This is a genomic window from Mesorhizobium sp. M1E.F.Ca.ET.063.01.1.1 (assembly GCF_003998155.1).
GTDB lineage: Bacteria > Pseudomonadota > Alphaproteobacteria > Rhizobiales > Rhizobiaceae > Mesorhizobium.
The window spans coordinates 1-8,531 of sequence record NZ_RZSC01000214.1; the positions used below are offsets into that span (position 1 = coordinate 1).

At 63.6% G+C, this 8,531-nt stretch carries 7 protein-coding genes and 1 pseudogene; 5 read left to right on the forward strand and 3 right to left on the reverse strand.

The genetic code is table 11. The annotated features are described in order from the left end of the window. Positions 1 to 279: pseudogene (locus EOA29_RS16785) on the forward strand (SAM-dependent methyltransferase); the annotation flags it as partial. A 7-nt stretch (positions 280 to 286) separates the two neighbouring features. On the opposite strand, the gene EOA29_RS16790 reads toward EOA29_RS16785, so the two are convergent. After that, positions 287 to 1,672, reverse strand: coding sequence for a serine hydrolase (locus EOA29_RS16790; RefSeq protein ID WP_126093071.1), 1,386 nt, complete (start codon positions 1,670 to 1,672; stop codon positions 287 to 289). A gap of 281 nt (positions 1,673 to 1,953) precedes the next feature. On the opposite strand from EOA29_RS16790, the gene EOA29_RS16795 reads away from it, so the two are divergent. Then, entirely contained in the window at positions 1,954 to 2,745 is a 792-nt protein-coding gene (locus EOA29_RS16795; RefSeq protein ID WP_126093070.1) for a GH25 family lysozyme, read from the forward strand. A gap of 181 nt (positions 2,746 to 2,926) precedes the next feature. After that, positions 2,927 to 4,105 (forward strand): lytic murein transglycosylase, encoded by a 1,179-nt coding sequence (locus tag EOA29_RS16800; RefSeq protein WP_126093069.1) that lies wholly within the window; start codon positions 2,927 to 2,929, stop codon positions 4,103 to 4,105. A gap of 17 nt (positions 4,106 to 4,122) precedes the next feature. On the opposite strand, the gene EOA29_RS16805 is transcribed toward EOA29_RS16800, so the two are convergent. After that, positions 4,123 to 5,016: a LysR family transcriptional regulator gene (locus EOA29_RS16805; protein ID WP_126093068.1), complete on the reverse strand. Its 894-nt coding sequence runs from the start codon at positions 5,014 to 5,016 to the stop codon at positions 4,123 to 4,125. Positions 5,017 to 5,137: 121 nt separating this feature from the next. On the opposite strand from EOA29_RS16805, the gene EOA29_RS16810 reads away from it, so the two are divergent. Beyond that, entirely contained in the window at positions 5,138 to 5,869 is a 732-nt protein-coding gene (locus EOA29_RS16810; RefSeq protein WP_126093067.1) for an SDR family oxidoreductase, read from the forward strand. Positions 5,870 to 6,037: 168 nt separating this feature from the next. Here EOA29_RS16810 and EOA29_RS16815 read toward each other — a convergent pair whose 3' ends face one another. After that, positions 6,038 to 7,258 carry an alanine racemase gene (locus EOA29_RS16815; RefSeq protein ID WP_126093066.1) on the reverse strand — a complete coding sequence of 407 codons (1,221 nt, stop codon included), beginning with the start codon at positions 7,256 to 7,258 and terminating at the stop codon, positions 6,038 to 6,040. A 213-nt stretch (positions 7,259 to 7,471) separates the two neighbouring features. Here EOA29_RS16815 and EOA29_RS16820 point away from each other — a divergent pair, with 213 nt between their 5' ends. Next, complete coding sequence (locus EOA29_RS16820) at positions 7,472 to 8,392, forward strand: DMT family transporter (RefSeq protein WP_126093065.1); 921 nt, start codon at positions 7,472 to 7,474, stop codon at positions 8,390 to 8,392. Positions 8,393 to 8,531 lie beyond the last annotated feature (139 nt).

The window sequence follows — 8,531 nt, forward strand, 5'->3', positions numbered from 1 at the left end:
CTGTCGATGATCCCCGGCTGGGAAAAGACGGTTTCCGAGGCGCTCGCCGCGCTTGCGCCCGGCGGTTCGCTGCATGTCGTCGATTTCGGCCAGCAGGAAGGCCTGCCGCGCTGGTTCCGCGCGCTGCTGCGCGGCTGGCTCAAGAAATTCCACGTCACGCCGCGTGAGACGCTGCGCGAAGTCCTGGAATCGGAATCTCGGCGAACCGGCGCAAGCTTCCATTTCAGAACGCTTTATCGCGGCTATGCCTGGCTGGGCGTGATCGGCGCTCGAAAGTAGGCACCCCCTACTGATGCAAGGCTTTCACCAGCGCCGCCACCATCGTCTGCGGCCGGTAGCCGAGCTTGGCCGGCGTCAGCCCGAGCCGCACCACGACCAGTTGCTCCGACGGAACGATGGCGACAGTCTGGCCGTCATGGCCTTCCATCCAGTAGGTGTCCTTGGGCAGGCCGGCGGCAACGCCAGCCCCGGGATTCTCCTCATCGCCCGGGCCCTCGATCCACACCTGGCCTTTGCCGTAGACCTTCGAGGCCGGCGCCTGCTGCCGCATCCAGTCGACGAAGCCGGACGGCAGGACTGCCGCGCCGTTCCACACCCCGCCTTGCAGCAGGAACTGGCCGAAGCGCGCCCAGTCATGTGCCGTGGCATAGAGATAGGACGAGCCGACGAACGTGCCCTGCTCGTCGGTCTCGAGCACCGCGCTGTGCATGCCGAGCGGCTCGAACAGTGCCGTCCGAGGCCAGGCCAGCGCCTTCGCCTTGTCGCCGATCGCGTCTTGCCACAGCCGCGACAGCATGACAGCCGTGCCGCTCGAATAGGAAAACACCTTGCCCACATCGCCGGCGAGCGGTTTGGCGTCGGCAAAGCCCGCCATGTCCGGCTCGAGATAGAGCATGCGCGTCACGTCGGCGACGTCGCCATAATCCTCGTTGAACTCCAGCCCGCTCGACATCGCCATCATATCGGCAAGGCTGATCGCGGCGCGGCCATCGACCTTCCACGGCGCGAACAGGCCCTTGTTGTCGAGCGCCATCTTGCCGTCCTTCACCAGCGTGCCGACGATCGCGGCATTCACCGTCTTGGTCATCGACCAGCCGAGCAGCGGCGTCTTGGCCGAAAAACCGTCGCCATAGCGCTCCGCGACGATGCGGCCATTCTTCACCACCACGACCGCGCGCATGCCGGTCCCGGCCATGGCGGCATCGTCGATGATCTTCGACACTTCAGGGTTTTGCGAGCCATCCACCCTTTCGCCTTCGGGCCAGAGCGCATCCTGCGAAGTCACCGCCAGAGGCTCGATACGGACGGACGTCTGCCGCGCCTTGCCGGTATCGCCATTGGGAACCGACGCGCAGCCGAGCCCATCGCGCTCGACGGCAACGCTCTTGCCCAGAACCCAAAACAGACCGGCCGAAACCAGCCCCCTTTCCCTGTCGACCGAAACCTTCATCAGGCGGAGCAACGGATGGCCCGGTGCCTGAACGTCGACGGCAAGCACTTCACCTGGATCGCGGCCCGCTATGAAGACATTGGAGCAGACGATCTTGGCCGAATAGCCGGAACCGACGCGGATCAATTCGGGCGGCGCGAAGTAGAGCCAGGCAAACAGCGCGACCACCGCCAGCACCACGAGACCCAGCAGCCATCTGATGAATTTCACGACAACCCGCATATTTCCCGCCCTTTTTGGACTTCCGGCCCGCTTTATGTCATCGATTTGCCGCCATTGCTTCCGCAAAATCGTGGCCGATGTCGAGCGCCGTCAATGGATTATCAACCATGTTCGGCGATCAAGGAGGGATGTCGCCCAAAAGTGCCAAGTTGCTTTGGGACGACATGCACGAAGAATATCAGGCGGCCCTGTGGGGAGGCCGTCCGGAGGGGGCACGCGTAAGCGACCGCCATCAGTGAAGGACCCATCAGCGGCCGGCTGATCCCGGCTCGGGGGATATCATGCGCCGTCTTGCGGCCATCCTGATGCTTACGCTGTTGGGCGCCTGCTCGACCGTAGACGATCTTTCGCCGCTGGCGCCGTCGTCGCAGACGGTCGCCGTGCGCGCGCCCCGCTTCGAAGATTCCAAGCCGCATGAATGGGACAGCGGCGCGCCATGGAACTATGCCATCCATGGCACCGATGTTTCCAAATATCAAACCTCGGTCGACTGGCCGACGGCCAAGACCAACGGCATTTCCTTCGCCTTCATCAAGGCGACCGAGGGCGGCGATCGCTTCGACGACTATTTCAACGAGCACTGGGCGCGCACCAGGGCCGCCGGAATCCCGCGCGCGGCCTATCATTTCTTCTATTTCTGCACGCCGGCCGCCACCCAGGCGCGCTGGTTCATCGCCAATGTTCCGAAAGACCCGTCGGCAATGCCGCCGGTGCTCGACATGGAATGGAACCCGAAGTCGCCGACCTGCAGGCTGCGCCCCGATCCCGCCACGGTGCGCAGCGAAATGAGCACCTTCCTCCAGATCGTCGAGCGCCACTACGGCAAGAAGCCGATCATCTACACTTCGCTCGACTTCTTCGACGACAACCAGCTGGCGACCTTCCGAAGCTATCCTTACTGGCTGCGCTCGGTCGCCGGCCATCCGCGTCAGAAGTATGGCAGCCATCCTTTCACCTTCTGGCAGTACACCGGCACCGGCATCGTGCCCGGCATGACCGGCAAGTCCGACATCAACGTTTTCAACGGCTCGGAAGCTGCCTGGAACAAGTGGCTGCGGCAGAACACCCGTTGACATCGGCCCTCGTGCCTGCTTTTCGACACGGCGGGCGGCGATAATTGCAACCGCTGGCGATGCGGAGCGGCGCACCCCTGCCGGGGTGCTGAACGGCGCTCCTGGGCTTTGAAATCTACGCATGATCCCATCCGGCCCGGCCGGGTGCCGCGGATCATGCGGCGGTCTCGAAAGGGAAGCGATGCGATTGCGCGTTGATATCTTGGCGGCGGTGGTCCTCGGCGCTTTCGCCTGGCCGGCGGCGGCGCAGGACTGCGGCGGTGATTTCGAAGCCTGGAAACAGGGCGTTGCGACGGAAGCCAAGGCAGCCGGCGTCGGCGCCATTGGCCTGGACGCGCTGGAAAATGCCGCGATCGACGAAAAGGTGCTGGCGCGCGACCGCGCTCAGGGCGTGTTCGCCCAGACCTTCACCCAATTCTCGAACCGCATGATCTCGGCCTACCGGCTGAAGCAGGGCACGGCCAATCTGAAGAAATACGCCGATGTTTTCGCGCGCGCCGACAAGGAATTCGGCGTTCAGCCGGCCGTCATCACCGCCTTTTGGGGATTGGAAACCGATTTCGGCGCCGTGCAGGGCGATTTCCACACGCTGGATGCGCTGGTCACGCTCTCGCATGACTGCCGCCGCCCGCAGCTCTTCCGGCCGCAACTGGTGCCGCTGCTGACTTTGATCGACCGCGGCGTGCTGCCGGCCGACGTCAAAGGCGCCTGGGCCGGCGAGGTCGGCCAGACGCAGATCCTGCCCACCGACTATCTCGCCCGCGGTGTCGATGGCGATGGCGACGGCAAGGTCGATCTCAGAAACAGCGCGCCGGACGTCATCATGACCACCGCCGACAAGATCCTGTCGCGCGGCTGGAAGCGCGATCAGCCTTGGGTCGAGGAAGTGCGCGTGCCAGACGACATGCCCTGGGACCAGACCGGCCGCACCAACAAGCTGCCTCTGTCGCAATGGGCTGAGTGGGGCGTCACCAATCCGAACGGCACGCCGCTGGTCGACAATGGCCTGAAAGCCGGCCTTGCGCTGCCGATGGGCCGCAAAGGTCCCGCCTTCCTGACCTACGACAATTTCGACGTCTATCTGGAGTGGAACCAGTCCTTCACCTATGCGCTGACTGCCGCGGTGCTTGCGGCCCGTCTTGCCGGCGCGCCGCAGTTCGACCCGCGTACGCCGGAGCAAGGCCTGACAGGCGATCAGATGAAGGCGCTGCAAACCAAGCTCGAAGCCAAGGGCTACGACGTCGGCACCGTCGACGGCATCCTGGGCACGAACACCCGCGAAGCGATCCGCAAGGAGCAGATGCGGCTCGGCCTGCCCGTGGATGGCTGGCCGACGCCGGAGCTGCTGGCGAAATTGTGAACAGTGGCGAGATTCCGTTACCCTCGCCTCGATCGCACGAAATCAATGAATGCACGCAACGCCGGCGGCACGAGCCGTCGGCTCGGATGGTATAGATAGAAACCGGGAAAGCGGGGCGACCAGGGTTCGAGAAACCGGGCCAGCCTGCCCCTCTCGATCCATGGCTGGACCTGATAGTCAATCATGTAGGCCACACCAGCCCCATCCAGTGCCGCGTTGAGCATCAGCTCCGTATCGTTGACCGTGAGACTTCCCTTGACCGCGATTTCCAGCGATCGCTTGCCGCGCGAAAACTCCCATCGGTAGATGCCGCCGCCGGGCCATTGGAAATTGATGCAGCGGTGCTGGTGCAGGTCCTGTGGATGATGCGGGACTGCGCGGCCCTTCAGATAGGCGGGAGCAGCCACCGCAGCCATTTGCAGATCGTCACTCAGCTTCACCGCCACCATGTCTTTTTCCAGCCGCTCACCGAGGCGGATTCCGGCGTCGAAACGCCCCTCGACAATGTTGGCCAGCAGATCGTCGACGATGATTGTCAGCGCGACGTCGGGATAGGCGCGCTGGAAATCGCCGAGGATCGGCGCGATGAAGCGCATTGCGGCAACGCGCGGAACATTGATGCGCAGCGAACCGGCCGGGTTGTCACGCGCGGCCTGAACCTCAGCGACAGCGTCATCCAGCTCTCCGAACGCAACGCCAAGGCGCGTAAACAGCGTCTCGCCGGCCACGGTGGGCGAGACACTGCGCGTCGTGCGGTTGAGCAATCGCACGCCGACACGTGCCTCCAACTGCCGGATCGACTGGCTGAGCGCGGGCGGCGATATCCGCAACCGCGCTGCTGCGCGGACGAAGCTGCCCTCTTCCACGATCGCCGCGAACGCTTTGAGCTCGGTGAATTCGGACCCACGCATTATGTATTCCTAGATTAACAAGACAGTCAGATAATAGGTGATTATACGATCAATTACATGTCGCTATTCCTCAACTGGCCGCCACATCGGCGCGGCCTTGAAGAGTTGAAGGAAATCGATCATGTCTCAATCACTGCAGGGCAAAACAGCAATTGTCACCGGCAGTTCACGCGGCATCGGTCGTGCCATAGCCGAGGGTCTCGCCGCCAACGGCGCCTCCGTCGTCATCAACTATGTCGGCAACAGGAAAGCCGGCGATGACGTGGTCGCTGCCATTTTGGCCAACGGCGGAAAAGCACTGGCCATTCAGGCGGATATTTCCATTCCGACTGATGTCCGCAGGCTGTTCGACGAAACCGAGGGCCAACTGGGTGCCATCGACATTGTCGTCGCCAATGTCGGCGTCGCTGTCATCAAGCCGCTCGTCGAAGCAAGCGAGGCTGATTTCGACCGCGTCTTCGGCACCAACGCCAAGGGCACGTTCTTCACGCTTCAGGAAGCGGCCAAGCGTGTCCGCGACGGCGGCCGCATCATTGCCGTCTCGACGGGCGGTACCAAGATGTTCTTCACGCAGACGGCGCTCTATCTCGGCAGCAAGGGCGCTGTCGAACAGTTCGTTCGCGTGCTCTCTCGCGAGCTCGGGCCGCGCGGGGTTACAGTGAATGCGCTGTCGCCAGGCTTCACCGACACCGACCTGTTGCCGGAGCGGGATCGTGCCGTGGCCGCCGGCATGTCGCCGTTCGGCCGGATTGGCACACCGCGTGATGTCGCCGATGTTGCTGTCTTCCTCGCCAGCGACCAAGCCCGCTGGCTCACCGGCGAAAACATCCAGGCCGGCGGCGGGGTGGCGTAAGGACAGGCAGTAGGCAGTAGGCAGTAGGCAGTAGGCAGTAGGCAGTAGGCAGTAGGCAGTAGAAAAATACCAAGGCGATATTCGATATTCAAAGGGATAGGGACAATTAACACGCCCTCCTCCTTTCTACCTCCTATTGCCTATTGCCTAATCCCTACTGCCTGCTGCCTAGTCCGCCATCGTCTCCAGACTGGCGAACCCCTCCGGCGCGTCACCCTCATCGAAGGGCGTCGCAACCTCGACGAATGTATCGGGAAAGAATCCGTTGAAGCGCGTCCGGAGCGACAGCGAATAGGCGCCGATATGGCCGATCTCGATCCAGTCGCCGGTATCGACCGTTTCCGGCAGCCAGAACGGCCGCGACAGGATGTCGACGGAATCGCAGGTCGCGCCGCAGACCTTGAACGGCACGATGGTCTTCTCGCTGCCGTTGCGCGTGCGGATCGCGGGATCGGGAATGAAGCGCGCCGGCAGCGTGATCTTGCCGGTCCATGAATCGGAGAGCGACGCCCAGATGCCGTCATTGATGTAGAGCCGCTTGCCCTTGCGCAAGAGCACGCGAACGATCAGCGACAGGCAGCGCGCCACGATCACGCGGCCTGGCTCGGCCACCAGCGGCATCCGATCGAACTGGTATTCCTTGAGGTCGCCGGAGAGCCGCGACATGAGCTGCCCCAGCGAAGGCATCTCGATGTGCCTGCGATTGGGGTCATGGCCGTATTCGGCCGGAAAGCCGCCGCCGACATCGAGTCCGGCAATGTCGAAGGTCAGCCGGTTGCGCACCCAGTCGGCCGAGGCGAGCGCCCGCTCATAAGTGTCGGGGTCCTCGATCTGGCTGCCGACGTGGAAGCAGAGGCCGACCTTGTAGCCTGTGCGGTTGAGCCGCTCGGCAAGCTCGACCGCATTGGCGGGCCCGGCGCCGAACTTCTTCGACAGCTCATAGGCGGCTTGGCCCTTGGTCTGGATGCGCACGAACACCGTCAGCGCGCCCGGGTCGATATCGAGCGCACGCACGACGCGCGTCAGCTTGGTGATCTCGTCCTCATGGTCGAGCGAGATCACCCGGATACCGTATTTCTCCAGCGCCAGCTTGATGTCCGACTGCGCCTTGACCGGATGCATGTAGAGCATCTCAGCGTCGGGCGAGACGGCGCGCACGGCGGCGAACTCGCCGGGCGAGGCGACGTCGAAGGCGCCGACGCCTGCCTCGACCAGCGTCTTCAGCACGATCTGCTCGCCATTGGTCTTGACCGCATAGGCGGTCTTGCCGGGGAACATGCCCATGAACTGCAAGGCATCGGCCTTCAGCACCTGCGGACGGAAGCAATAGACCGGATCGTCCGGACGAAACGCCAGTGCCGCCTCGCGGGCATTTTCGAATCGCTGCATGGACGAATCCTTGATCTGGGGCGCGCACAATTAATCCTAGGTAGCCGCCAAAGAAAACAGTTCTGTGTCTCGTCTTCCCGGACGGCTCGCTGCACCCTTTTTCGAACGCTAAACCACCAGTCGGGTTTCGGGTGGCCCTTGCCGCCAGACCGGATATCGGTTGGAGGCTGTTCGGCGGGCCGAGACTGCGACCGGCCTGGGAGGGTTGACGACATGACGATTACGGCTGGCGCCGCGGCGACGCGCGGACCGATGACGCTCAAGGACTGGGCGCAACTGCTGCTGCTCGGCGCGATCTGGGGCGGCTCGTTCTTCTTTGCCCGCATTGCCGTGTCCGAGATCCACCCGCTGGCGCTGGTGCTGTTTCGCGTCGCCATCGCCGCGGCGGCGCTTCAGCTCTATCTGGCGATGCGCGGCCCGTCCTTCCGCCTCGCCTTTCCTTACGCCGGCATGTTCTTCCTGCTGGCATTCACCAACAACATCGTCCCCTTCTCCCTGATCTTCGCCGGCCAGACCGAGCTCGGCGCCGGAGTCGCTTCGGTGCTCAACGCCACCACGCCGTTCTGGACGCTGATCCTCGCCAACGCGCTCACCACGGACGAGAAGCTGTCGTGGAACAAGCTGGCCGGCATCGCGCTCGGCGTTGCCGGCACGGCAGTGATGATCGGGCCTGGCCTGGTCGCCGGCCTCGGCGGGCCGGTCTGGGCCAAGTTCGCGCTGATCGGTGCCTCGCTGTCCTACGCGGTTGCCCTGATGATCGCGCGCCGCTTCAAGGGCGTGCCCTCGCCGGTCATCGCCACGGGGCAGCTGACCGCCTCGACCATCATCATGGTCCCGGTCGTGCTCACTGCGTACGGCCCTGCCGGACTGTTTTCGGCCTCGCCGCCTGTCTGGGCCGCGGTGGTTGCGCTGGCGCTGCTGTCCACCGCCTTCGCCTATATCCTCTACTTCAACCTCGTCGCCTCGGCCGGCGCCACCAATGCCTCGCTGGTCACGCTGGTCGTGCCGGTCAGCGCGGTGCTGCTCGGTTTCCTGTTCCTCGGGGAACGACTGCAGCTCTTCGAAATGGGCGGCATGGCGCTGATCGCACTCGGCCTTCTCACCATTGACGGACGCCTGTTCGGCCGATGGTAGCGGTGTCATGCCACAACGCCGCCACAATTTATTCACAACGCCTGAGACGACTTTTGCCGAAGACTTTCAATGGCTAACGGCAAATCCCAAGTCGCAAATTCCACAATCATGTCGCATTGCAGCATGTTTTCCGCTTGCC

What these genes read in the sequence shown, in the direction of transcription:
- EOA29_RS16790 (WP_126093071.1), bottom strand. Translation starts at nt 1,672, where the DNA reads ATGCGGGTTGTCGTGAAATTCATCAGATGGCTGCTGGGTCTCGTGGTG.
- EOA29_RS16795 (WP_126093070.1), top strand. Translation starts at nt 1,954, where the DNA reads ATGCGCCGTCTTGCGGCCATCCTGATGCTTACGCTGTTGGGCGCCTGC.
- EOA29_RS16800 (WP_126093069.1), top strand. Translation starts at nt 2,927, where the DNA reads ATGCGATTGCGCGTTGATATCTTGGCGGCGGTGGTCCTCGGCGCTTTC.
- EOA29_RS16805 (WP_126093068.1), bottom strand. Translation starts at nt 5,016, where the DNA reads ATGCGTGGGTCCGAATTCACCGAGCTCAAAGCGTTCGCGGCGATCGTG.
- EOA29_RS16810 (WP_126093067.1), top strand. Translation starts at nt 5,138, where the DNA reads ATGTCTCAATCACTGCAGGGCAAAACAGCAATTGTCACCGGCAGTTCA.
- EOA29_RS16815 (WP_126093066.1), bottom strand. Translation starts at nt 7,258, where the DNA reads ATGCAGCGATTCGAAAATGCCCGCGAGGCGGCACTGGCGTTTCGTCCG.
- EOA29_RS16820 (WP_126093065.1), top strand. Translation starts at nt 7,472, where the DNA reads ATGACGATTACGGCTGGCGCCGCGGCGACGCGCGGACCGATGACGCTC.